Origin of the sequence: Ureibacillus sp. MALMAid1270, from assembly GCF_049202975.1 — a bacterium.
In the GTDB taxonomy this organism is placed as follows: Bacteria; Bacillota; Bacilli; order Bacillales_A; family Planococcaceae; genus Ureibacillus.
The window spans coordinates 104524-129328 of record NZ_JBMIRP010000097.1; the positions used below are offsets into that span (position 1 = coordinate 104524).

Annotated in this window: 25 protein-coding genes; 22 read left to right on the top strand and 3 right to left on the bottom strand. The window is 34.7% G+C overall.

Annotated elements, in window-relative coordinates:
- Nucleotides 1–27 precede the first annotated feature (27 nt).
- From accB to ACOQFO_RS15935, 3 genes are all read left to right on the top strand, one after another.
- Nucleotides 28–537, top strand: coding sequence for an acetyl-CoA carboxylase biotin carboxyl carrier protein (gene accB, locus ACOQFO_RS15925; protein ID WP_421690661.1), 510 nt, complete (start codon nucleotides 28–30; stop codon nucleotides 535–537).
- Between the two features lie 12 nt (nucleotides 538–549).
- Complete coding sequence (gene accC / locus ACOQFO_RS15930; protein ID WP_421690662.1) at nucleotides 550–1929, top strand: acetyl-CoA carboxylase biotin carboxylase subunit; 1380 nt, start codon at nucleotides 550–552, stop codon at nucleotides 1927–1929.
- 173 nt (nucleotides 1930–2102) lie between these two features.
- Nucleotides 2103–2507, top strand: coding sequence for an Asp23/Gls24 family envelope stress response protein (locus tag ACOQFO_RS15935; protein ID WP_421690663.1), 405 nt, complete (start codon nucleotides 2103–2105; stop codon nucleotides 2505–2507).
- 135 nt (nucleotides 2508–2642) lie between these two features.
- On the opposite strand, the gene ACOQFO_RS15940 is transcribed toward ACOQFO_RS15935, so the two are convergent.
- Complete coding sequence (locus ACOQFO_RS15940; RefSeq protein WP_106779816.1) at nucleotides 2643–2843, bottom strand: cold-shock protein; 201 nt, start codon at nucleotides 2841–2843, stop codon at nucleotides 2643–2645.
- Between the two features lie 292 nt (nucleotides 2844–3135).
- Here ACOQFO_RS15940 and glpK point away from each other — a divergent pair, with 292 nt between their 5' ends.
- Nucleotides 3136–4626, top strand: a complete 1491-nt coding sequence (glpK, locus tag ACOQFO_RS15945; RefSeq protein ID WP_421690664.1) for a glycerol kinase GlpK — start codon at nucleotides 3136–3138, stop codon at nucleotides 4624–4626.
- Nucleotides 4627–4668: 42 nt separating this feature from the next.
- On the opposite strand, the gene ACOQFO_RS15950 is transcribed toward glpK, so the two are convergent.
- Nucleotides 4669–5268: a hypothetical protein gene (locus ACOQFO_RS15950; protein ID WP_421690665.1), complete on the bottom strand. Its 600-nt coding sequence runs from the start codon at nucleotides 5266–5268 to the stop codon at nucleotides 4669–4671.
- Nucleotides 5269–5441: 173 nt separating this feature from the next.
- Here ACOQFO_RS15950 and nusB point away from each other — a divergent pair, with 173 nt between their 5' ends.
- From nusB to ACOQFO_RS16020, 14 genes are all read left to right on the top strand, one after another.
- Nucleotides 5442–5822: a transcription antitermination factor NusB gene (nusB, locus tag ACOQFO_RS15955; protein WP_421690666.1), complete on the top strand. Its 381-nt coding sequence runs from the start codon at nucleotides 5442–5444 to the stop codon at nucleotides 5820–5822.
- A 37-nt stretch (nucleotides 5823–5859) separates the two neighbouring features.
- Nucleotides 5860–6705, top strand: coding sequence for a bifunctional methylenetetrahydrofolate dehydrogenase/methenyltetrahydrofolate cyclohydrolase FolD (gene folD, locus ACOQFO_RS15960; RefSeq protein WP_421690667.1), 846 nt, complete (start codon nucleotides 5860–5862; stop codon nucleotides 6703–6705).
- 116 nt (nucleotides 6706–6821) lie between these two features.
- A complete protein-coding gene (gene xseA, locus ACOQFO_RS15965) occupies nucleotides 6822–8177 on the top strand; it encodes an exodeoxyribonuclease VII large subunit (protein ID WP_421690668.1) in 1356 nt (451 codons plus the stop codon).
- Between the two features lies 1 nt (nucleotide 8178).
- On the top strand, nucleotides 8179–8418 hold the full coding sequence (locus ACOQFO_RS15970; RefSeq protein WP_421690669.1) for an exodeoxyribonuclease VII small subunit: 240 nt from the start codon (nucleotides 8179–8181) through the stop codon (nucleotides 8416–8418).
- Entirely contained in the window at nucleotides 8415–9299 is an 885-nt protein-coding gene (locus ACOQFO_RS15975; RefSeq protein ID WP_421690670.1) for a polyprenyl synthetase family protein, read from the top strand. Before ACOQFO_RS15970 ends, ACOQFO_RS15975 begins: the two co-directional genes overlap by 4 nt.
- A 94-nt stretch (nucleotides 9300–9393) precedes the next feature.
- The gene (gene dxs, locus ACOQFO_RS15980) at nucleotides 9394–11298 is read left to right on the top strand and encodes a 1-deoxy-D-xylulose-5-phosphate synthase (protein WP_421690671.1); all 1905 of its coding nucleotides are present in this window, start codon (nucleotides 9394–9396) and stop codon (nucleotides 11296–11298) included.
- The gene (locus tag ACOQFO_RS15985) at nucleotides 11295–12113 is read left to right on the top strand and encodes a TlyA family RNA methyltransferase (protein ID WP_421690672.1); all 819 of its coding nucleotides are present in this window, start codon (nucleotides 11295–11297) and stop codon (nucleotides 12111–12113) included. The genes dxs and ACOQFO_RS15985 overlap by 4 nt, the downstream gene beginning before the upstream one ends.
- Before the next feature lie 156 nt (nucleotides 12114–12269).
- Entirely contained in the window at nucleotides 12270–12719 is a 450-nt protein-coding gene (gene ahrC, locus ACOQFO_RS15990; protein WP_421690673.1) for a transcriptional regulator AhrC/ArgR, read from the top strand.
- A gap of 22 nt (nucleotides 12720–12741) precedes the next feature.
- Entirely contained in the window at nucleotides 12742–14433 is a 1692-nt protein-coding gene (recN, locus tag ACOQFO_RS15995; protein ID WP_421690674.1) for a DNA repair protein RecN, read from the top strand.
- Nucleotides 14434–14605: 172 nt separating this feature from the next.
- The gene (locus tag ACOQFO_RS16000) at nucleotides 14606–15547 is read left to right on the top strand and encodes a SpoIVB peptidase S55 domain-containing protein (protein ID WP_421690675.1); all 942 of its coding nucleotides are present in this window, start codon (nucleotides 14606–14608) and stop codon (nucleotides 15545–15547) included.
- Between the two features lie 266 nt (nucleotides 15548–15813).
- Nucleotides 15814–16605 carry a sporulation transcription factor Spo0A gene (gene spo0A / locus ACOQFO_RS16005; RefSeq protein ID WP_421690676.1) on the top strand — a complete coding sequence of 264 codons (792 nt, stop codon included), beginning with the start codon at nucleotides 15814–15816 and terminating at the stop codon, nucleotides 16603–16605.
- 178 nt (nucleotides 16606–16783) lie between these two features.
- Nucleotides 16784–17071, top strand: coding sequence for a phage holin (locus ACOQFO_RS16010; protein WP_421690677.1), 288 nt, complete (start codon nucleotides 16784–16786; stop codon nucleotides 17069–17071).
- A 132-nt stretch (nucleotides 17072–17203) separates the two neighbouring features.
- Nucleotides 17204–18784, top strand: coding sequence for a DUF342 domain-containing protein (locus ACOQFO_RS16015; RefSeq protein ID WP_421690678.1), 1581 nt, complete (start codon nucleotides 17204–17206; stop codon nucleotides 18782–18784).
- Nucleotides 18777–19508, top strand: coding sequence for a glycerophosphodiester phosphodiesterase (locus tag ACOQFO_RS16020; protein ID WP_421690679.1), 732 nt, complete (start codon nucleotides 18777–18779; stop codon nucleotides 19506–19508). The genes ACOQFO_RS16015 and ACOQFO_RS16020 overlap by 8 nt, the downstream gene beginning before the upstream one ends.
- An 88-nt stretch (nucleotides 19509–19596) precedes the next feature.
- Here the strand turns inward: ACOQFO_RS16020 and ACOQFO_RS16025 are convergent, their stop codons facing one another.
- On the bottom strand, nucleotides 19597–19866 hold the full coding sequence (locus tag ACOQFO_RS16025) for a DUF2627 domain-containing protein (protein WP_421690680.1): 270 nt from the start codon (nucleotides 19864–19866) through the stop codon (nucleotides 19597–19599).
- Nucleotides 19867–20110: 244 nt separating this feature from the next.
- Between ACOQFO_RS16025 and ACOQFO_RS16030 the strand changes: the two genes are divergently transcribed.
- From ACOQFO_RS16030 to ACOQFO_RS16045, 4 genes are all read left to right on the top strand, one after another.
- On the top strand, nucleotides 20111–21205 hold the full coding sequence (locus tag ACOQFO_RS16030; protein ID WP_421690681.1) for a Glu/Leu/Phe/Val dehydrogenase dimerization domain-containing protein: 1095 nt from the start codon (nucleotides 20111–20113) through the stop codon (nucleotides 21203–21205).
- A gap of 61 nt (nucleotides 21206–21266) precedes the next feature.
- Nucleotides 21267–22688 carry a dihydrolipoyl dehydrogenase gene (gene lpdA / locus ACOQFO_RS16035; RefSeq protein ID WP_421690682.1) on the top strand — a complete coding sequence of 474 codons (1422 nt, stop codon included), beginning with the start codon at nucleotides 21267–21269 and terminating at the stop codon, nucleotides 22686–22688.
- A gap of 179 nt (nucleotides 22689–22867) precedes the next feature.
- Nucleotides 22868–23818 (top strand): thiamine pyrophosphate-dependent dehydrogenase E1 component subunit alpha, encoded by a 951-nt coding sequence (locus ACOQFO_RS16040; RefSeq protein WP_421690803.1) that lies wholly within the window; start codon nucleotides 22868–22870, stop codon nucleotides 23816–23818.
- A complete protein-coding gene (locus ACOQFO_RS16045) occupies nucleotides 23818–24801 on the top strand; it encodes an alpha-ketoacid dehydrogenase subunit beta (protein ID WP_421690683.1) in 984 nt (327 codons plus the stop codon). The genes ACOQFO_RS16040 and ACOQFO_RS16045 overlap by 1 nt, the downstream gene beginning before the upstream one ends.
- The last annotated feature ends 4 nt before the right edge of the window (nucleotides 24802–24805 follow it).

Below are 24805 nucleotides of genomic sequence, written 5' to 3' on the forward strand. Positions count from 1 at the left end.
TTGAATATTTATTGAGGGGTGTTTACTTTGTTTAAAGTACAAGAATTACGTGAAATTATTAAATTAGTTGATGCATCATCTATCGAAGAATTCGTATACGAAAACGATGGCGCAAAAATAAAATTAAAAAAATCAAACGGTGTTGTTACAGAAGTAGTTGCTCCTAAGAAAGAAGTAGTTGCACAAGTAGCGCAACCAGCTCCACAGCCTGTTGTACAACCTGCTCCAGAACCAGTAAAAGTTGCTGCACCAGTTGCAGAAGAAGCTCCAAAAACAACAAATACAAGTGATGAATCTTTACACAAAATTACATCACCAATGGTAGGTACATTCTATCAAGCTCCATCACCAGATTCTCCTGCATATGTAAAAGTAGGCGATAAAGTTTCAGATGAATCTATCGTTTGTATCGTTGAAGCAATGAAATTATTCAACGAAATCGAAGCTGAAGTTAAAGGTGAAATTGTAGAAGTTCTTGTAAAAGATGGCCAATTAGTAGAATATGGTCAACCACTATTCCTAGTGAAACCTGAGTAAGGGGTGACCAATATGTTAAAAAAAGTATTAATAGCAAACCGTGGTGAAATTGCTGTACGTATTATTCGTGCATGTAAAGAACTTGGTATTCAAAGCGTAGCTGTTTATTCAGAGGCAGACAAAGATGCTCTTCATGTAAAACTTGCTGACGAAGCATACTGCATCGGTCCTAAATTATCGAAAGATTCTTATTTAAGTTTTCCTGCAGTGCTTAGTGTTGCGGAAAAAACTGGTGTTGATGGAATCCATCCAGGTTATGGTTTCTTAGCTGAGAATGCTGACTTTGCGGAAGCATGTGAAAAAGCTGGAATTAAATTTATCGGTCCATCTTCTGACTCCATTAAAATTATGGGTATTAAAGACGTTGCTCGTAGCACAATGGAAGAAGCTGGCGTTCCACTTGTACCTGGTACAGGCATTGTACCTGATATCGAAACAGGTAAAAAATGGGCGGCTGAAATTGGTTACCCAGTAATCATTAAAGCAACTGCTGGTGGCGGTGGTAAAGGTATTCGTGTAGCTCGTACTGAAGAAGATCTTGTAAAAGGAATCGAGATTACACAAAAAGAAGCTGCTGCAGCATTTGGTAATCCAGGTGTGTACCTAGAGAAATTCATCGAGTACTTCCGTCACTGTGAAATTCAAGTATTAGCTGATTCACATGGCAATGTTGTACACCTAGGTGAGCGTGACTGTACTGTTCAACGTCGTATGCAAAAATTAGTTGAAGAAGCTCCATCTCCAGCTTTATCACCTGAACGCCGTGCAGAAATGGGTGCTGCTGCAGTAAAAGCTGCAGAAGCTTGTAATTATGAAGGTGCTGGTACAATTGAATTTATCTATGATTACCAAGCAGACAAATTCTACTTCATGGAGATGAATACTCGTATTCAAGTTGAACATCCAGTTACTGAAATGATTACTGGTATTGACTTAGTACAACAGCAATTAAAAATTGCTTCTGGTGAAAAATTACCTTTCGCACAAGAAGATATTAAAATCAATGGATGGGCAATTGAGTGTCGTATCAATGCTGAAAATGCATACAAAAACTTTATGCCATCTGCTGGTACAGTGGAAACTTATATCACTCCAGGTGGATATGGTGTAAGAATTGATTCTGCAGTGTATGCAGGCTATACAATTCCACCATTCTATGATTCAATGGTAGCAAAACTGATTGTTCACGCTGATACTCGTGAGGAAGCTATTGCTCGTATGAATCGTGCATTAGGTGAATTTGTCGTTGAGGGTCCTGGAATTCATACAACAATTCCATTCCATGAAGCACTTATGAACAACGAAGTATTCCAATCTGGTAAATTCAACACAAAATTTCTTGAGGAAAATGATGTGTTAAATCAACAACAAACTGAAACAGTTACAAAATAAAACATAGATGTGTAGACAAAGTTGAGTGAAACAACGATGTCTACACATCTTTACTTTTATAGTTGACCCTATGTGAATTACGAGCAACCCTTATGAAAATGATGTATAATTAAGTAAGTATAGTTCACATAAAGAACATAGAAGTGTTTACCTAAGAAAGAGGGTGTAAGAAGATGGCTGACAAAGTGACAAAAACTTTTGTACAACCAACTCCTAACGGTAAAGAAGAACTTGGGCAAATTGAAGTAGCACCAGAAGTAATTGAAGTCATCGCAGGAATTGCAACAACTGAAGTAGAAGGTGTTGCAGCAACGCGTGGAAATTTCGCTTCAGGTGTAGCAGAGCGATTTGGTAAAAAAGTTCATTCTAAAGGTATAAAAGCTACTCTATCAGATGACGGGGAAATTATCATTGATGTATTTTGTTCCGTAAAATATGGATTCTCTATTCCGAAAGTGGCAAAAGATATCCAAACGTCTATTAGACAAGCGATTTATAACATGACTTCAATTGATACAAATGAAGTAAACGTTCATATTACAGCAATCCAATTTGATGCAGTAAAAGATCAAGAATAACATTTGGCGCAAGGATTTTTTGAAAGGTAAAACTTTCGAAAAATCCTTTCTTTTTTAGAGAAAGTAAAAAGCCGACTAGAAGTAATAATACTTCTAGTCGGCTTTAACTTTTCTATGTTGTCAATCAACTAAGAATTAAAGTTTAACTACGTTAGTAGCTTGTGGTCCGCGGTTTCCTTCTTCTACTGAGAATTCAACTTTTTGACCTTCTTCTAAAGATTTGAAACCTTCGCCTTGGATAGCAGAGAAGTGTACGAATACATCGTTTCCACCTTCAACTTCGATAAATCCAAAACCTTTTTCTGAGTTAAACCATTTTACTGTACCTTGAGTCATTTAAAAGACCTCCAAAAAATTTATTATAGTTAGAATCTCTCATTAAAAAAATTCACACATTACAAAAAGCATCGAATGTTCACCGATACTTTTTGTAACATGTGAATTCTTTGATAATTTAATGATTTTAACTAGTCTCTAAAATATACATGGATATTATTGCTTTGTCAACACTTTTACACATAAACTAAAAATAAAGATGGAAAACACAAAAAATATACTAGGAATCTTAACTTCATTATCGAAATAGAAATATAACAAGTGAAGTATGGAACAAAAGGAGAAATGATTGATGGAGAAATATATCCTATCTTTAGACCAAGGTACAACGAGCTCACGAGCAATTCTATTTAACCAAGCAGGTCATGTCGTTCATATAGCGAAACGTGAATTTAAACAATACTTTCCAAAATCAGGTTGGGTTGAGCATAATGCAAAAGAAATTTGGAGTTCAATTTTATCGGTTATTGCTTCAGTTCTTTCAGAAAAAAATATTAAACCTGAACAAATTGCTGGAATCGGAATTACAAATCAAAGAGAAACAACGGTTGTTTGGGATAAGAACACAGGGGAGCCGGTTTACAATGCAATTGTATGGCAGTCTAGACAAACTACAGATATTTGTAATGAGTTAATAGAACAAGGATACGAGGATCTATTTCGTAGTAAAACGGGTTTATTGATCGATGCGTATTTTTCTGGAACAAAAGTAAAATGGATATTAGATAATGTCGATGGTGCTAGAGAAAAGGCTGAGAAAGGGGAATTACTATTCGGTACAATTGATACATGGATTATATGGAAATTGACAGAAGGAAAAGTACATGTCACTGATTATTCGAACGCTTCTAGAACATTAATGTATAACATATATGATTTAAAGTGGGATGAGGAACTTATTCAAATTCTAGGTGTACCATTAACTATGTTACCTGAAGTTCGAGAATCCTCTGAAATTTATGGGCATGTTTCAAAAAATCATTTCTTTGGAACGAGTGTACCCATTGCAGGAATAGCAGGGGATCAACAAGCTGCATTATTCGGGCAAGCTTGTTTTGATTCAGCTATGGTAAAGAATACTTACGGTACTGGCTGCTTTATGTTAATGAATACAGGAGAGAAAGCAGTTCGATCAAATCACGGATTGTTAACAACCATTGCGTGGGGCATAGATGGGAAAGTTGAGTATGCTTTAGAAGGAAGTATATTCGTAGCAGGATCTGCTATACAGTGGCTTCGAGATGGATTAAGAATGCTTCGAAACACTGAAGAAAGCGAAAACTATGCTAAAAGAGTAGAAAATACGGATGGGGTATATGTGGTACCTGCATTTGTAGGACTCGGTACACCTTATTGGGACAGTGATGTACGTGGGGCTGTTTTTGGGCTAACACGAGGAACATCAAAAGAGCACTTTATCCGAGCTACTTTAGAATCATTAGCTTATCAGACAAAAGATGTTTTATCTGCAATGGAAGCTGATTCCGAATTAACTTTAAAATCGCTTAGGGTTGATGGAGGAGCGGTTACAAATGATTTTCTTATGCAGTTTCAATCGGACATATTAAATGTTCCTGTTGAAAGACCTGCCATTAACGAAACAACTGCTTTGGGTGCCGCATACTTAGCAGGGTTAGCGGTTGGTTATTGGGAAAGTAAAGAGGCAATTGCAGAATATTGGAATTTAAATCGAAAGTTTGAACCGTCAATGCAAGAAGAACAACGCACAAAACTTTATGAAGGATGGAAGAAAGCCATCAAAGCAGCTCAGGCATTTAAATAGATGTATATAGCACTGGATTGTGATGATCCAGTGCTTTTCATGTTATAAAGTATGAACTAAAGCATATCTTTGAATGCCTTTTGCAGCTTCAATCGCATTCGCTTTATGTATTTCATATGATGTGTTATTTTTTTCAACTTTTGCGAGAGTTGCTAATATGGCTTCACTCATCCAAATTTTATTTATCTGATAGGAAAGAGCCTCTTCTTTTTTACCTTGGTTTGCATAGACCAATGCTTTACTGTAACTCATGATTGGCTCTTTTTCGATCTTGGCAGCCTCATCTAAAGCTGTAGCATAATTTTCTTTTAACAATTCTTGTACAAAGCGATAATGATGATGAATATATTTTTGTGGATATTTCTTTAATATCCTTTCAATTATATCGAATTGTTCTTCTTTGGAACTATGAGCTTGTGCATAAACAAAAGCATAGATCGGTTCTTTTAGATTGTTTTTCAAAAATTTCTCTACCTTTTTCATATTTTTACTTCCATACAAAGTGTAAAGCATATCAATTAGTTTCAAAACAAATACGAAGATAAGTAATGTGATGACGGTCCATATTGGCCAGTTGTAATAGCCAGCAATCGTGAATCCAATAAGAGCAATAATTAAGTAAACTACGAATGATTTCCCCATAATTTCACCTCTTTCTAATCAATATGCTAAAGAAGATTGAAAATATGGTCAATCTATTTTGCCGAAATTTTGGAAATACTATTTTAGTGCAATGAAAACTTGTTGAATCTGTATATCCCGTACTAAAATATGTTATTATAAAACTTAATGTTACTAAAGAAGGAGATTTTTACATGAAACGACATGAAGCGCGTAGTAAAGCTATGCAAGTATTGTTTCAGTTAGATAATATAGAACTAACTTTAAATGATGCAATTAGCCATGTACTTGACGGAGAAGAGTCAGATTCTTTTTTTGAATCATTAGTTCATGGAGCAACTGAGAAAAAAGATGAAATTGATGAAATTCTTAAACAAAAATTAGAAAATTGGTCACTAAATCGACTACCAAAGATAGAAAGAACTGTGTTACGTTTGGCTGTATACGAATTATTGTATATGAAAGATACACCAAAAAATGTTGTTTTAAATGAAGCAATTGAGCTTTGTAAAACGTACGGCGATGAAAAATCGAGCAAATTTGTAAATGGTGTATTATCTAAATTCGTTGAATAACAAATGAAGTTCTTTTATTTGGAAGGAGAATTCAGAAATGACTAACATTATTAGTGGTACAGAAATTGGAAAGCAAATTAGACAATCCATCGCGGACCGAGTTGTAAAATTAAAAGATCAAGGAGTTACACCTGGTTTAGCTGTAATATTAGTTGGTGACAACCCTGCTTCGCAAACGTATGTGAGAAACAAACAAAAATCATGTGAAGCTATTGGAATTTATTCTGAACTTGTAAAATTACCTGAAGATACAAAAGAAAGTGAATTATTAGAGCAAATTCAACAATTAAATAAACGACAAGACATTCATGGAATCTTAGTTCAACTACCATTACCAAAACATATTAATGAAGACAATGTTATTGCAACAATTGCACCTGAGAAAGATGTTGACGGATTTTCTCCAGTTAGTGTAGGGAAAATGATGTTAGGTCAAGAAACATTCTTACCCTGTACTCCATTTGGTGTGATGAAATTGCTTGAGTATACCGGGGTTGATTTAGCTGGTAAACATGCAGTTGTTGTAGGTAGAAGTCATATTGTAGGAAAGCCAATGGGTCAATTATTACTACAAAAAGACGCAACCGTTACATATACACATTCTAAAACAAACGATTTACCGTCTATTACTAAGCAAGCTGATATTTTAATTGCGGCTGTAGGACGAGCAAACTTCATTACAAAAGAGCACGTGAAACCTGGTGCCATTGTGATCGACGTTGGTATTAATCGTGATGAAAACAATAAATTAGTTGGAGATGTTGATTTTGATGATGTATCTCCAATTGCTTCACACATCACACCTGTACCAGGTGGAGTTGGTCCTATGACGATTACAATGTTACTGTTTAACACAGTGCAATCGGCTGAACATTCTCTGTAAGAGGACAAAAGAGTTAAAAACATGTAGAATAGATTACAGGAAGCTGTTTTTCTGATGAGAAACAGCTTTTATTTTGAAAACAAAGTTAAATTCACTAGTAAAGGTGTCGAAAGCCTATGACTAATTCTTCTTACCTAACTGTAAAAGCATTAACTAAATATATAAAAAGAAAGTTCGATGCAGATCCCCATTTGCGAGATGTTTATGTAAAGGGAGAGCTTTCTAACGTAAAAATACATACATCGGGTCATATTTATTTCACTCTAAAAGACGATGAAACCCGAATTTCAGCTACAATGTTTCGAACTCAAGCTAGTAAATTAAAATTCAAACCAGAAGAAGGTATGCAAGTTTTTATTCGTGGTGATGTTTCGGTTTATGAGCAAGCTGGAACATATCAATTATATGCTAACTTTATGGAACCTGATGGAGTTGGTGGTCTTTTTGTTGCCTTCAATCAATTAAAGGAAAAGCTTCAAAAAGAGGGACTTTTCAATCCGAATTTTAAACAACCAATACCTAAATTTCCAAAAACAATCGGTGTATTAACAGCTACTACTGGTGCAGCAATTCGAGATATTTGTACAACGATAACAAGAAGATATCCACTAGCCGAAATAGTAATCTATCCTACACTTGTTCAAGGTGCCCAAGCTGCTCCAAATATTGTTAAAAATATTCGGTTAGCAAACGAACATAAACTTTGTGACGTACTTATTGTAGGACGTGGTGGCGGATCTATAGAAGACTTATGGGCATTTAATGAGGAAATAGTTGCCCGGGCAATTTTTGAAAGTCGTATTCCTATTATAAGTGCAGTAGGCCATGAAACGGATACAACAATTGCTGACTATGTTGCAGACTTACGAGCTCCAACTCCAACTGCAGCAGCAGAGCTATCTGTTCCACACCAGAAAGAATTGCACCAGCGTATTCTTTCGAGTAAATCCTATTTACATCAGATCATGTCATCCAAATTAACTTTTGAGCGAAATCGATTAAAAAAATTGCAAAATTCCTATACATTAGCAACGCCAGAACGACTATATAGACCCTTCACTGAGAGAATCATTAACCTTGATATGAGACTATCTCGTTCATCTCAATTATACTTAATGAAAAAAGGGAATGATTTACAAAAATTAGACGGAAAAATTAAAATGTATTCGCCTAAAAATGCAATTCACTATTACAGAAAACAAATAGATCAAACAACTACTTTACTAACACGCTCTGTATTTAAGCTAATGACGAATAAAAAAGAATCTTACCTTTCTACAATTCGTACATTGGAAGCATTAAATCCACTTACCATTATGAACCGAGGATTTAGTGTTACGTTTAAGGAAAATGAAGTGATCAAATCTGTCTCGCAACTATCAGCAAATGATGAAATTACTCTACAATTCCAAGATGGTGAGGCAAAGGCGAAAATATTAAATACGCAAATTAATCCTGGAGGTAGTAAATAATATGACAAAGCAACAAACATTTGCTGAAGCGATGTCCGAACTTGAAATTATTGTACAAAAATTAGAACAAGGTGAAGTGCCACTAGAAGAAGCGATTGATTTATATAAAAAAGGGATGGAATTATCTCACTTTTGTCATGAGAAATTACAAAATGCTGAACAACAGTTAATATCAGTAGTTAACGAAAATGGCGAAAAACAACCATTTGAACAAACAAATGATCGAGGTTTAACAGAATGACAAATACTTTAAAACAATTTATGGACGAACAAATTTTATTGATAGATGACGAGTTGTATTCATTAGTAGATAGTATACAAGCCCCAGAACAATTAAAAGAATCAATGCTTTATTCATTAAAAGCTGGTGGGAAAAGAATTAGACCATTATTTGTTTTGGCAGTGAATCAATTATTCAACAACATTCAAAAAGAGGCATATACGGTATCGGCAGCTATTGAAATGATTCATACGTATTCATTAATACATGACGATTTACCAAGTATGGATAACGATGAGTTAAGACGTGGAAAACCAACAAATCATGTTGTTTTCGGGGTAGCATTGGCTACTTTAGCAGGAGATGCGTTAAATACTTTTAGTTTTGGGGTATTAGCAAGAATGCAAAATGTATCACCTGAAATTAAAGTGGAATTGATCAACTTGTTAAGCGTCGCAGCTGGAGCAGAAGGGATGGTTGGCGGCCAAGTATTAGATATTGATGGGGAATCACGCTCATTAAATTTAGACGAGCTTGAAAAAGTACATGTCAATAAAACTGGAGCTCTGTTAAGATTTAGTATTGAATCTGGCGCTATTTTATCTAATGCAAGTGAAAATGAAAGAGCAATTTTAGTAGAATTTGCGCACCATATCGGACTTGCCTTCCAAATCCAAGATGATATTTTGGATATCGAAGGTACATCAGAAGAATTAGGGAAAACTGCTGGTAAAGATGTTGCAAGTAATAAAAGTACATACCCGTCGTTATTAACCCTTGAAGGTGCAAAGAAAAAATTAAATGAGCACTATGAAATAGCCATTTCTAACTTAAGTAAATTGCAAGGCGATACATCACTATTAAGAGAACTTACAGAGTATATTGTTCGTCGTAATAAATAATAAGAAAAAGGTATTGCTTTTGAATAACTTCGAAGACTGTTATAATAATAAAAATAAATTACTAATAATAATTTGATGAAAAGGTGTGTGAGAGATGGATTTATATAATATTACTAGTCCATCCTTTATAAAAAAATTGAATAAAAAAGAATTGGAAATCCTAGCGAGTGAGATCCGTTCTTTTCTAATAAATAAATGTTCAGTTACTGGCGGACATATTGGACCAAATCTTGGAGTTGTTGAGCTTACTATAGCGTTACACAGAGCTTTTAATACTCCTACTGATAAACTAATATGGGATGTTGGACATCAATCTTATGTCCATAAAATTTTAACTGGACGTGCTAGCAAATTTGATACATTACGTCAGTATAAAGGACTTAGCGGTTTCCCAAAGCGCAATGAGAGCGAACATGATGAATGGGAAACAGGGCATAGTTCTACATCATTATCCGCTGCAATGGGGATGGCCATCGCCAGAGATTTAAAGAAAGAAAAATCGTATGTTGTTCCAATTATTGGTGACGGTGCTTTAACTGGTGGTATGGCTTTAGAAGCATTAAATCATATCGGACACGAAAAAACGAAAATGATTGTCATTCTTAATGATAATGAAATGTCTATCGCCCCTAATGTAGGAGCGCTTCACAATATTTTAGGTAGACTACGTACTGCTAAAGAATATTCAAAAGCAAAAGAAGAATTAGAATCATTAATGAAAAAAATCCCAGTTTTAGGTGGTAAACTTGCGAGTACTGCCGAACGGGTAAAAGACAGTTTGAAATATTTAGTTGTTTCAGGTGTATTTTTTGAGGAAATGGGCTTTAAATATTTAGGTCCAATCGATGGTCATGATATTGACTCTCTTGAAAAGACATTAGAATATGCTAAAAATGCGAAAGGCCCTGTTCTTGTTCATGTTATTACTAAAAAAGGAAAAGGGTACAAACCTGCTGAAGAGGATACTGTAGGTACTTGGCATGGAACTGGTCCATATAAAATGGAAACTGGTGATTTTGTTAAAAGTAAATCAACTGGTCCAGCTTGGAGTAGCTTAGTTTCTGAATCCGTTCGTAAGTTAATGGAAACTGACAAACGCATTGTTGCTATTACACCAGCAATGCCTGTAGGTTCAAAAATGGAAGGGATTCAAAGAGATTTCCCTGAGCGATTCTTTGATGTTGGAATTGCTGAACAGCATGCTGTGACATTGGCTGCTGGTTTAGCGACACAGGGCATGAAACCTTATTTAGCTATCTATTCAACATTCTTACAACGTGCATATGACCAAGTATTACATGATGTAGCTCGTCAAAATTTAAATGTGTTTATTGGTATCGATCGATCTGGTTTAGTTGGTGCTGATGGAGAAACACATCAAGGTGTTTACGATATTTCATTTTTACGACATATTCCGAATATCGTTCTAATGATGCCAAAAGATGAAAACGAAGGACAACATATGGTAAAAACAGCCATTGAATATAATGATGGACCAATTGCTATGCGTTATCCTCGTGGAAACGGATATGGGGTACCGTTAGACGAAGAAATGACTACTATTCCTATTGGAAGCTGGGAAGAGTTAAGAAACGGTCATCATGCTGCTATTTTAACTTTTGGTACAACGATTCCTATGGTTATGGAAGCTGTGGAAGAATTGGCAGCTAAGGGTATTGAAGTAAAAGTTATTAATGCCCGTTTCATCAAACCAATGGATGAAGAAATGTTACATGAAATCTTGTCTACTGACATGCCAATCTTAACAGTTGAGGAATCGGTATTACAGGGCGGATTTGGTAGCGCTGTCTTAGAATTTGCAGCTGACCATCACTTTAAAAATAACATTGAACGAATTGGAATTCCGGACCAATTTATTGAACAAGGTAGTGTAGACTTACTGCTTGAAGAAATTCGAATAACTAAAGAGGAAGTTATTCAACGAATTGAGCAGTTGGTTTCAAATAAGGATTATCGATTAGGAACGAAGTTAGTATGACAAAACAGTTAAAAGAGCGTGTAGACGTTCTATTAGTTGAAAGAGGATTATGCGAAACTAGAGAAAAGGCTAAGCGGTCTATTATGGCAGGTTTAGTTTATTCAAATGAGACTAGAATCGATAAAGCTGGAGAAAAGATTCCGGTCGATGCACCTCTTCAAGTAAAAGGTAACCAATTAAAATATGTTAGTCGCGGCGGCTTAAAATTAGAAAAAGCTTTAGAGATATTTAATATGACCGTTGAAGGAAAAATCATGTTAGATATTGGATCTTCAACTGGAGGATTTACGGATTGTGCATTGCAAAATGGTGCTAGCCATTGTTATGCACTTGATGTTGGTACAAACCAACTTGCATGGAAAATTAGATCTGACGAACGTGTAACAGTGATGGAAAAAACGAACTTTCGTTACTCAAAACCAGAAGATTTTTCGAATGGTTTACCTCATATTGCAACAATTGATGTTTCGTTTATATCATTATCATTGATTTTACCAGTTTTAAAAAACATTTTACTTCCTGGTGGAGATGTCATGGCTTTAGTGAAGCCACAATTTGAAGCTGGGAAAGAAAATGTTGGTAAGAATGGAATTGTTCGTGATCCAAAAGTTCATTTGGAAGTATTAGAAAAGATAGCAAACTTTGCTACAGGAGTAGGTTTTGTTGTAAAAGATGCTTCCTACTCACCAATTACGGGGGGAGAAGGGAATATAGAATTCTTATTCCACCTTGTAAATCCAAAGGAAAACGAACAAATTGAGCCATTTACAAATTTTAAATCTGTAGTTGAATTAGCACATAAAGAATTAAAATGAATGTAAATTTACACTGAAAATAACATTAAAAGTCCCAAAGTATGCTCTGCAAACTATTGGGACATTTTTAATGATTGTATTCCTCCTTGGTGTGGCTTGAAAAAATCTCCTAAAATGTTAGTATAATTATACATATATATTCATAAGAGGTGTACGATGAACAAAGGTCAAAGACATATGAGAATTCGCGAAATCATTGCCAATCATAATATCGAGACACAAGATGAAATCGTCGATCGATTAAGAGAAGCTGGATATAATATTACCCAAGCTACTGTTTCAAGAGATATAAAAGAATTACATTTAGTAAAAGTACCGTTACAAGATGGTCGCTATAAATATAGCTTACCTGCAGACCAAAGATTTAACCCTTTACAAAAATTACAGAGATCTTTATCTGATGCGTTCATTAGTATTGATGGGGCGTCCCATTTCTTAGTTTTAAAAGCGCTTCCTGGTAATGGTAATGCCATAGCTGTCTTAATCGACCAATTAGATTGGAATGAAATTATTGGAACAATTTCTGGTGACGATACAATTCTTATCATTTGTCGTACTGAAAATGATCGTGAGTTAGTTAAAGAACGATTATTAGATATGTTATAAAACACGAATGAGGTGAAACTGTTTGTTAAGAGAGCTTAATATTCGTAATTTTGCAATTATTGATGATTTGACTGTTAGTTTTTTAGAGGGTTTAACTGTTTTAACAGGGGAAACTGGAGCCGGAAAATCCATCATTATAGATGCCGTCCATCAATTAGCGGGAGGACGAGCATCCTATGAATTTGTTCGTCATGGTGCAAATAAGGCGGAGCTGACAGGATTATTCCAAATTACTAATAATCATAAAATAATTTATGAAAAGCTTGAAGAAGTAGGCATTGAAATTGAAGAAGATTCCATCATCTTACAACGAGAGATAAATGACAAAGGTAAAAGTGTCTGCCGTATTAATGGTAAACTTGTCCCATTGTCCATTTTGCGAGAAGTTGGTGGGAAATTAGTAGATATCCATGGCCAACATGAAAACCAAGAGCTAATGGATGAAAAATTACATATTCGTTTACTAGATCACTTTGCTCATAAAAAAATTTCTACAATAAAAGAGCAATATGAAAAAACTTACTATGCTTATCGAGATCTTAGTAAAGAAATTATTCAATTAAGTAATGATGAGAAACAATCCATTCAAAAAATTGATATGTACCAATTTCAAATTAAAGAAATTGAAGATGCAAAATTGAAAATTGGAGAAGAAGAAGAACTACTAGAAGAACGAAAAAGACTGTCTAATTTCCACAAAATTTTCGAACGTGCAAATATTGCATATGAAGCAATTTCTGGTGATATGAATGGGTTAGATTTAATAGGTAAATCTATGGGTGCATTAGATGATATTGCGGAACTTGATAGTCAATTTAAAGAAATACAAGAAATAGTTACGTCTTCATTTTATTCACTACAAGATGCTTCGTATCAAATAAAAAGTATACTGGATGATTTAGAATTCAATCCTGAACGATTAAATGAAGTAGAACACCGACTAACACAATATCAAACCTTAAAAAGAAAATACGGTTCAAGTGTTGAGGAAATCCTATCTTATCTTGAAAAAATAAGTGGAGAATTAAACCAATTACTAAACCGTGATGAAGCCTTAAGACTTGCCGAGCAAAAACTAAAAAAATTAGAAGAAACGCTTGAACAATTTGCTAACGAATTAACGAATGTAAGGAAAGAATGTGCTCAACAACTAAGTGAAGCAATTATGGAACAACTTCGTGACTTACATATGGAAAAAGCGAAATTTATCGTTAATTTTGAAACACATAAACAATTCGATATTAATGGAAGAGATATTGTTACTTTCTACATATCAACAAACGTAGGGGAACCACCAAAATCTTTACCGAAGATTGCTTCTGGTGGTGAATTATCGCGTATTATGCTTGCGCTTAAAACGATCTTCTCCTCAAGTGAAGGTGTTACATCAATTATTTTTGATGAAGTGGACACAGGAGTTAGTGGACGTGTTGCTCAAGCGATAGCTGAAAAAATATCAGCCATTTCCAATCACTCACAAGTATTATGTATCACGCATTTACCTCAAGTCGCAGCCATGGCAGATCAGCATTATTTAATCCGAAAAGATGTTGAAGATAATCGAACATTTACAACTGTCTCAAATATTACGGTTGAAGAACGAGCAGTTGAAATAAGTCGTATGATGAGCGGTTCTGAAATAACAGATTTAACAATTCAGCATGCAAAAGAATTATTAAATTTAGCAAAAGAACGAAAATCTTCGCAAAAGTGAAAATATAAATTCATAAAATTGTCGAGAATATATGTATGTATTCATCGGCAATTTTTTTGTTTTAATTTATCATTTCAAATTTTTCTCAAGTATTTCACGACAAATATTTACCTCTCATTAATGTTCGAATTCTGACACATAGTAATGTTACAAACTTTAAAGGAGGTGGACTATGAGACATATGCGTAAACTGGTGTCAATAATTTTACTCATCAGTGTACTCACATCGCAGACGGTTTTCGCTGAAGCGAAGAAGTTAATCCCGATGGGTGAATCTATTGGAATACAGTTACAATTACCATTTGTCTATGTTGCTCATGATGTATTATTGCCGAATGGTGAATGGCTCAAAAAAGGTGATTTTATAACAGAATTAAATGGACGTAAGATTAATTCTGTAGATTCACTAAAAGAGGAGTTAAATGAAAGTAATTTAACGTTATCGGTTCAAAAGAAAGATGAGAAGAGGCAATTAGCATTAACAAAAGAAGAAGCAAGTAATATCTTACCGTTCTTAAAGGATGAAACAGATGGTATTGGTACATTAACATATATTGATCCGGATTCGAACCAATATGGAGCTTTAGGACACCAAATCGTTGACGGTGTGTTAAATGCACCACCAAAATTTAAAGAAGGATCCATTTTCTTAGCATCAATTGAGCAAATAAAAAAGAGTAGTCCAGGACATCCAGGCTATAAAATTTCTGTTATAGAAAATAACAATATTCGTTTAGGTAACGTTGTATCCAATGATATGTACGGTATTTTTGGACAGTGGGAAACTAATAATCAAAGTTTACGACAACCTATCGAAATTATGCATGTAGAGGATATTAAAGTAGGTAAAGCAGAGCTTTATACTGCTATAGAAGGCTCAAAAGTAGAGAGTTTTGATATAAATATTATTAAGGTTGAAGATAACTTTTTACAATTTATAGTAACAGATAAAGAATTGTTAGATAAAACAGGTGGAATTTTACAAGGGATGAGTGGAAGTCCAATTATACAAGATGGTAAATTTGTGGGTGCTGTTACACATATGTTTGTCGAACAACCATCTAAAGGCGCGGCAATTTCAGTTGAAGAAATGTTGAAGAAAACCCCAAAATAAGGTGAAAACGACTATACACTTAACAATCGTATAGTCGTTTTTTGATTTTTATGACAAAAAAGCAAACACCTTTAATAATTCAATATGTAGAAAGAACGAAGTATTTGTCGACCAATAGTGAAATCGTCAGACTAGTTACTCATTTTTATATACATAAAAGGTTTTTTCACGGAAATGTCGAAAATATGTAAAGTCAAGTAAAAAAACTGTGACTTCATAAACAAAGTGGTATTTTTTAGTAGAAATTATTAGTAGGGGGAATTTTTTTGACGAAAGTTAGAGTTGCAATTGCCGACGATAATAGAGATTTAGTGAGGACGTTAGAGCAATTTTTTGAAAATCATGCCGATATTGAGATTGTTGCGACAGCACCAAATGGAAAACTTTGTTTAAAAATGTTAGAAGATTTTCAACCAAATGTACTACTTTTAGATATAATTATGCCCCATCTTGATGGATTAGCAGTTTTAGAAACGATGTATAGCGATGATCGTTTTTCAAATACGCAAGTCATCATGTTAACAGCTTTTGGACAAGAAGATGTGATGAAGCAAGCTGTAACATATGGAGCTTCTTATTTCATGTTAAAACCATTTGAATTCGATCAATTAGTACAAAAAATACTACATTGTTCAGGTCAAAAAATTGAAACTGTAAAACGACAAAGCGTCTTACAACCTGAGTCAACAGGAAAAATCAATCAACGTCAACTGGATACAACAATTACTTCAATCATAAAAGAAATTGGAGTACCAGCACATATTAAAGGGTATTCTTATTTAAGAGAAGCAATACAAATGGTGTATTATGATATCGAATTGCTTGGTTCAGTAACGAAGATTTTATATCCAGAAATCGCGAAAAAATTTGGTACGACTCCTTCACGTGTAGAACGTGCAATTCGTCATGCAATTGAAGTTGCGTGGAACCGTGGTAACTATGAGTCAATTTCACAAATGTTCGGTTACACAGTTCACCATTTAAAATCAAAACCAACAAATTCTGAGTTCATTGCGATGATTGCCGACAAAATTCGTATTGAATTGGTTGCGTCCTAAATATTCATACTATATTAAGAAACGAATGATCCCTATTTAATTTAGGGATCTTTTTATTTACATTAACAGTTTTTAGGCATTTATTATTTCCAATAACAAAATTCAAAAATAGATTAGAGATAAAGGAAAAATAGTTTCTATATTTTGTGATTTTTGTTGATTGGAGGTGATTACTACTATGATGGAGATTAACTGGAAAGTTCGTTTTAAACATAAATCATTTTGGGTTTCATTAATTGCATTACTTTCTGTGTTTCTAAATCAAGTTGCGTCCATTTTTAACTTAGATATCACATTATATAGTTCGCAACTAACAGACTTAGCAGAAACTGTATTAATGATCTTTATTTTCTTAGGAATAATCGTAGACCCTACAACACAAGGGATAAATGATAGCGATCAGGCATTATCTTATCAAGAACCCCGGAAAAAAGAAAGTGTAAATGATTCCTCAGAAAAAGCTTAATATAAAACAATAAACCTAAATGCCTAATTAATGCTAAATTTTGTCATTAGTTAGGCATTTATGAATTATTGTGAGAAATTGCACTAAACAAAGAAAACTTTAACGATTATACTAATAGAAAAAAGAAGGAGGATGATAATATTGCTAATTTTCTCAAATGAATTCTTAGAAGTTATCGAAGAAAACAATAAAGTATTCGTGAGAAATATTAAAATTGGTTTCCCCCTAAAAGAATTTAGTACGATCATATCGAATTATCCTCGACTTAAACTAACAAATTTTGCTTTACTCAAAAGTGTTTTATCTAAAGTAACACCAAATCCCGTTGAAATTGGTAAGTGGCTACCACCGATAGAAGTGGAAGTTACGAAAGATAAAATGTCTGCTTTTATTTACATAAATGAATCGAAAGAAATCATTCATAATAAGAAAAATGAAATTGAACAACAAATAAACAATCTATTAACAGAACAAAAAATTATCCATGGCGTATTATCCATTGATCTTTCAAAAGTAGAGACAGGCAAAGCAGTATTGGTAGCAGAAGGAACTAAACCGATTAAAGGTGAGGATGCAAAAGTTTCCTATTTGGAAGTACCTGAGCGTAAACCTGTCATACTTGAAGATGGACGAGCAGATTTCTATAATTTAAATTTTCTATTTGAGATTAAGGAAGGTTCTTGGTTAGGAGAAAAAATAAAGGCTAAGCATGGGATCCCTGGGAAAAATATTTATGGTGATCTTGTTGAAGCAGCACCTGGAAAAGATATACCTCTAAAATATGATCGAAAAACTGCTATTGAAGTCGACGAGGGAGATAAAATCATTCTTAAAGCTAAACATAGTGGTGTACTTGAGCATAGACAAGGGGTAGTTACTGTAAATCGACATTTGGTCATTAATGGTGATGTTGGTGTTGAAACTGGAAATATAGATTTTGACGGATCAGTTAGCATACGAGGTACAGTACAAAATGGTTATAGTGTCGTAGCAACTGGTGATGTCTTAATAGAACATCCTGATGGCGTGAGTGGGGCAAAATTAATTCAATCAACTGAAGGTGAAATTTTGATTCGTGGCGGTATTTTTGGATTAGGTAAGTCGATTGTACAAGCTAAAAAAAGTATTATGGTCAAACATGTTAATGAAGCTAATTTAATTGCTGGTGAAGAGATTATAATTGCTTCCTACACATTAGGATCAAATTTATCTGCGAATAAAATTACAGTTGATGAGAGAATTGGTAAAATTATCGGAGGAAAAGCAGTTGCACAAGATACGATTATCACCGCATATTCAGGGAATCATTTAGAAAGAAGAACGGAATTAATCATCGAGAATGTTAGTAAGCAGGAAACCCAAGCTGCCATTCAAGAAAAAGCAAAGTTATTAAAACAACTGCATGATGAAATTGTTCATATTTCCACCCGTTTAAATAATATGATTTTAAATAAAGAACAAATGAAAGACAATCAATTATTGGCATTAGAACAAGCTGGTAAACTCGTCGAGCAGAAAAAACAAGAAGCTGAACAAATGGATATGGAAATTAAAACATTAATGAATCAATTCCATAAACAAGCTAAAGAGCAAATTGTTGTTCGAAAAGAAGCTTATCCAGGAACTCTTATTCAAATAGGTCGAAAATCCACTCTGTTATCTAAACAAACAAATGGTATATTTCGTATTGAGAATGGAGAGTTAAATGTATAATAATATTTCAATTTTTGCTCATCGCGGAGCCTCTGGTTATGAAGTAGAAAATACAATGTCTGCATTCGAAAAGGCATTGGAATTAGGAGCTACTGGTATTGAAATTGACCTTCAATTAACAAAGGACAATATTTTTGTTGTATTTCACGATCTAAGTCTTTCAAGGTTAACAGGGAAAAAGAAATTACTTACAGATTGTAGCTTTGATGAAGTAAGTACATATAAAATCGGTAAAAGGTTTTGGCGGAAATTTACGAATCATCATATCCCTAGTTTCCAACAAGTTGTAGACTGGGCAAACGAACATCAAATGCCACTAAATATAGAGCTAAAAGAATCAATCCTTTTAAATACTAACCCTTTAATCGATATGCTACAAAAACTAACCATACCAAAAGGAAGTCATTTTTCATCTTTTCATGATGAACTGATGAAAATTGTGAAAATGCAAAGACCAGAATTTGAAACTGCAATACTCGTTAATAAAAAGTTTCAATGGGAACACTTAAACAACATGTCTCATATAAATTCAGTTCATGCTCATAAAAGGTACTACAAACCGATGTATATGGACTATTGTAAAAATGCAAAGAAGAAAATGCGTCTTTATGGTATCAATGGGACTGAACCATTTTTAAAAGAACCAGATCCTGTGATTGTTGGATGGATTACTGATTATCCTGATAAAGTACGAAAAATTTGTAAAACTACTAAAAATGAATAGTAATAAAAAAAGAGACTTAAAAAGTATCGACTATACTTTTTGAGTCTCTTTTTATGAATTTATCATGTTGGTGCACAAAAAGGTTAATTTATTTTGGAGTTGAACTTTGTCTTTCTACATTTGACTTCTTATCAAATCTCGGAGCGACTTTACCGTTTTTTCGATCACGATTTAGTAAATATCCTGCAAAAAATCCAAGTCCAACGACTAAAAAGACGATTCCTATTCCAAATTGTAACCATAACCATGGAATTGGTGAATTTAACTTACCGTACAATGTATCACGTAAAAATTTTATGCCTGCTCCTGCCATTATTGCAGGTATTAATAACACGATAAATGCTGCCATACGAGCCATATAAAGTCCTCCTTATATCAATTTAATTTTACAATGGAGTAGGTGAATGTCAAGGAACGACATTTGTCTTTTGGGAGAATTCATACTATTGAACGAAAATTACTATTTGGAAAATAATATCTTGATTCATTAGTCATTTATAAGTATTGTAGAAATAAGGGTATGTTACCGAGAAAATTTTTGAATATTATAGAGAAAATCGCTTATAAAAAAGAAAGCGCTTACGCAAGGGGAGGATTTATAAATGGAAATCTTTAAGTATATGGAAAAGTACGACTATGAACAACTGGTATTTTGTCAAGATCAAACCTCAGGGCTAAAAGCAATTATTGCAATTCATGATACCACATTAGGGCCAGCACTTGGCGGTGTTCGAATGTGGCCGTATCAAACTGAAGAACAGGCAGTTGAGGATGCATTGCGTTTAGCACGTGGAATGACCTATAAAAATGCTGCAGCTGGTTTAAATCTTGGTGGAGGAAAAACCGTTATTATTGGTGATCCATTTAAAGATAAAAATGAAGAAATGTTTAGAGCACTTGGACGTTTTATACAGGGGTTAAACGGTAGATATATTACAGCTGAAGATGTGGGGACAACTGTATCGGATATGGATTTAATTCATGAAGAAACGAATTACGTAACAGGTATTTCGCCAACATTTGGTTCTTCTGGTAATCCTTCACCAGTAACTGCATATGGTGTATATTTAGGGATGAAGGCATCCGTAAAAGAAGCGTTTGGATCAGATTCATTAAAGGATGTAAAAGTAGCTGTTCAAGGTCTTGGTAATGTTGCTTATGCATTATGTGAATACCTGCATAATGAAGGGGCTAATCTTGTAGTAACTGATATTAATAAAAAAGCAGTTGAACGAGTTGTTCATGATTTTGGTGCAATTGCTGTTGAACCGGATGAAATCTACAAACAAGAGGTAGATGTATTTTCACCATGTGCATTAGGTGCGATTATTAATGATGAGACGATTCCACAATTAAAAGCAAAAGTCATTGCTGGTTCAGCAAATAACCAGTTAAAAGAATCTAGACATGGTAAAATATTACATGAGATGGGAATTGTTTACGCTCCAGATTATGTCATTAATGCTGGAGGAGTAATTAACGTTGCTGACGAATTATATGGTTATAATCGTGATCGTGCGATGAAAAGAGTAGAGACAATTTATGATAGTCTTACAAAAATATTTGCCATTTCAAACGATCAAAATATCCCAACATATTTAGCGGCAAACAGATTAGCTGAGGAAAGAATTGCACGAGTTGCAAAATCACGAAAGCAATTTTTACAGAATGGAAAAAATATATTAAATGGTAGATAACTGATTTGTGGAATGAAGTGAAAATCTCACTTCATTCCCAAATTTCTTAAGGGGGATTCGTATGTCTCGTGAATATGATTTAGTAATTCTCGGTGGTGGAACAGGTGGCTATGTTGCTGCAATTAGAGCAAGTCAGCTTGGCCTTTCTACAGCTATCGTAGAAAAAGAGAAACTTGGAGGCACTTGCTTGCATAAAGGATGTATTCCAAGTAAAGCATTACTTCGCAGCGCAGAAGTATACCGTCAATCATTAAATGCTAGTGAATTTGGCATTGATGTAGCTGCTGTTCGAATTAATTTTAATGCAGTTCAAAATAGAAAGAATACGATTGTCGATCAGCTACATAATGGTGTGAAAAGTCTTGTGAAAAAAGGGAAAATTGATGTGTATTATGGAACGGGGCGAATTTTAGGTCCTTCAATTTTTTCTCCAATGGCAGGGACGATTTCTGTAGAAAGAGATGGAGAAGAAAATGAAATGCTCATTCCAAAAAATATCATTATCGCTACTGGCTCTTCACCAAGAAATTTAGAAGGACTTACACCAGATGGAAAGCGTATTTTGAATTCCAATCACGCTTTAGAAATGACAGAACTACCAAAATCAATGCTTATAGTTGGTGGAGGCGTAATCGGAGTTGAATGGGCCTCTATGCTTTCTGATTTTGGAGTGAAAGTAACTATCATAGAAACTAGCAATCATATACTGCCTTCGGAAGATACGGATATTTCGAAAGAGATGGCGAAATTACTTGAAAAACGCGGAATAGAAATCTATACAAAAGCATTTCTTCAAGCAGATAAAGTAAATTTATCTGACAAAAATGTTAAAGCAACAGTTTTAATCGATGGAGAAGAAAAACTATTTGAAGCTGAAAAAATGTTAATTTCAGTTGGTCGTAAAGGAAATAGTTCTGATATAGGACTAGATAATACTGAAATTGAAATAGAATCTAGTTTTATCAAAGTAAATGAAGTCTATCAAACAAAAGAAAAACATATTTACGCAATCGGAGATATTATTGGTGGTTTGCAGTTAGCCCATGTTGCATCCCATGAAGGGATTGCTGCTGTAGAGCATATTGTGAATGGTACAGTGAAAAATATTAACTATGATAATATTGCTAGATGTATCTATTCAACTCCTGAGGCAGCAAGTATTGGTGTAACTGAAGAGAAGGCAAGAAAGCTTGGATATTCCATCAAAGTTGGAAAGTTTCCGTTTAAAGCAATCGGTAAAGCATTAGTATATGGTGAGATGGAAGGCTTCGTTAAAATCATTGCAGATCAAAATACAAACGATTTATTAGGTGTTCATATGATTGGTCCGCATGTTACAGATATGATTTCGGAAGCTGCTTTAGCCATGATTTTAGATGCTACTCCATGGGAAATAGGTGAAACAATTCACCCTCACCCTACATTAAGTGAAGTAATAGGTGAGGCAGCTTTAAGTATTGACGGGAGAGCAATTCACTTCTAATTACTTCTGAGAAGTGTTAAGTTGTAGAATCATAGGGGTAACAATACCCATATTTTTCTTTACGTGAAAATAAAAACAAATTTAAATAAGAGATCATTCAAACGAAAGGGGATGATTGTTTGACAACTGGAAAATTACATCATCAAGATTTAGGGTTAACTGACCAAGATGTTTTAAGTATGTATGAAACAATGTTAATGGCAAGAAGAATTGATGAAAGAATGTGGTTATTAAACCGTTCAGGTAAAATTGCCTTTGTAATTTCTTGTCAAGGTCAAGAAGCAGCCCAAGTTGGAGCAGCTTTCGCGTTAGACCGTACAAGAGACTATATTGCACCATATTATCGCGATATGGGTGTCGTTTTACATTTTGGGATGACTCCAAAAGAGTTAATGTTATCTGCATTTGCAAAAGCGGAAGATCCAAACTCTGGAGGACGCCAGATGCCAGGACATTTCGGACAAAAGAAAAATCGAATTTTAACTGGTTCATCTCCTGTTGCAACACAAGTACCACATGCGGTAGGAGTTGCACTTGTAGCCAAAATGCAAAATAAAGATTATGTTTCCTTCGTAACTCTCGGTGAAGGTTCTACAAACCAAGGGGATTTTCATGAGGGGCTAAATTTTGCTGGCGTTCATAAATTGCCAGTTATAACAATGGTAGAAAACAATAAATATGCAATAAGTGTTCCGATTGAAAAACAATTAGGATGTGCAAAAGTGTCAGACCGTGCAATTGGTTACGGAATGCCAGGAGTAACAGTTGATGGGATGAATCCTCTTGAGGTTTATCAAGCAGTAAAAGAGGCTGCCGATCGAGCTAGAAATGGAGAAGGTCCAACTTTAATTGAGGCTATTACTTATCGATTAACAGCTCATTCCTCAGATGATGACGACCGACAGTATCGAACTACTGATGACATTGCTCAAGGAAGAGCAAATGATCCAATTATTCTATTTGAAAAGTATTTAAAAGAAACAGGAGTTGCTGACGAAGAATCGTTACAAGCGATTAACAAACGTGTGATGGGTATTGTCAATGAAGCAACAGATTATGCAGAAGAAGCTCCATACTCTCCACCAGAACATGCACTTAAACATGTATACGCGGAAGGAGCTGATGTATAATGGCAGTTTTATCCTATATTGAAGCCATAAATTTAGCGATGAAAGAGGAAATGGAAAGAGATGACCGTGTATTTATTTTAGGTGAGGATGTTGGGGTTAAAGGTGGCGTATTTAAAGCTACACAAGGCTTATACAACCAATTCGGTGAATACAGGGTATTAGATACACCGTTAGCAGAAAGCGCAATTGCTGGTGTAGCTATTGGTGCAGCTATGGTAGGAATGAGGCCAATTGCGGAAATGCAATTTGCAGACTTTATCATGCCCGCTGTAAATCAAATCGTGTCTGAATCTGCAAAAATTAGATACCGTTCCAATAATGATTGGAATTGTCCATTAGTCGTTCGTGCTCCTTTTGGAGGCGGAATACATGGTGCATTATATCATTCACAATCAGTAGAAGCGCTATTTGCTGGAACACCTGGTTTGAAAATTGTGATTCCTTCAACACCTTACGATGCGAAAGGTTTGTTAAAAGCGGCAATCCGTGACGAAGACCCTGTGTTATTTTTCGAACATAAACGTGCTTATCGTCTTCTAAAAGGTGAAGTCCCTTCTGATGATTATGTATTACCGATTGGTAAAGCGGATGTGAAGAGAAATGGTGACGATATCACTGTAATCACGTACGGTTTAGCTGTTCACTTTGCATTGCAAGCTGCTGAAAGACTTGCTGCAGATGGGATTGAAGCTCACATTTTAGATCTAAGAACAGTTTATCCGCTAGATAAAGAGGCAATTGTAGAAGCTGCAAGAAAAACGGGTAAGGTACTATTAGTAACGGAAGATAATAAGGAAGGTAGTATTATTAGCGAAGTGTCTGCAATAATCGCTGAAGAATGTCTATTTGACCTTGACGCTCCTATTAAAAGATTAGCAGGTCCTGATGTTCCAGCTATGCCTTATTCACCTACAATGGAAAAGTTCTTTATGATCAACCCGGAAAAAATTGAAAAAGCGATGCGTGAGTTAGCTGCGTTCTAATGGA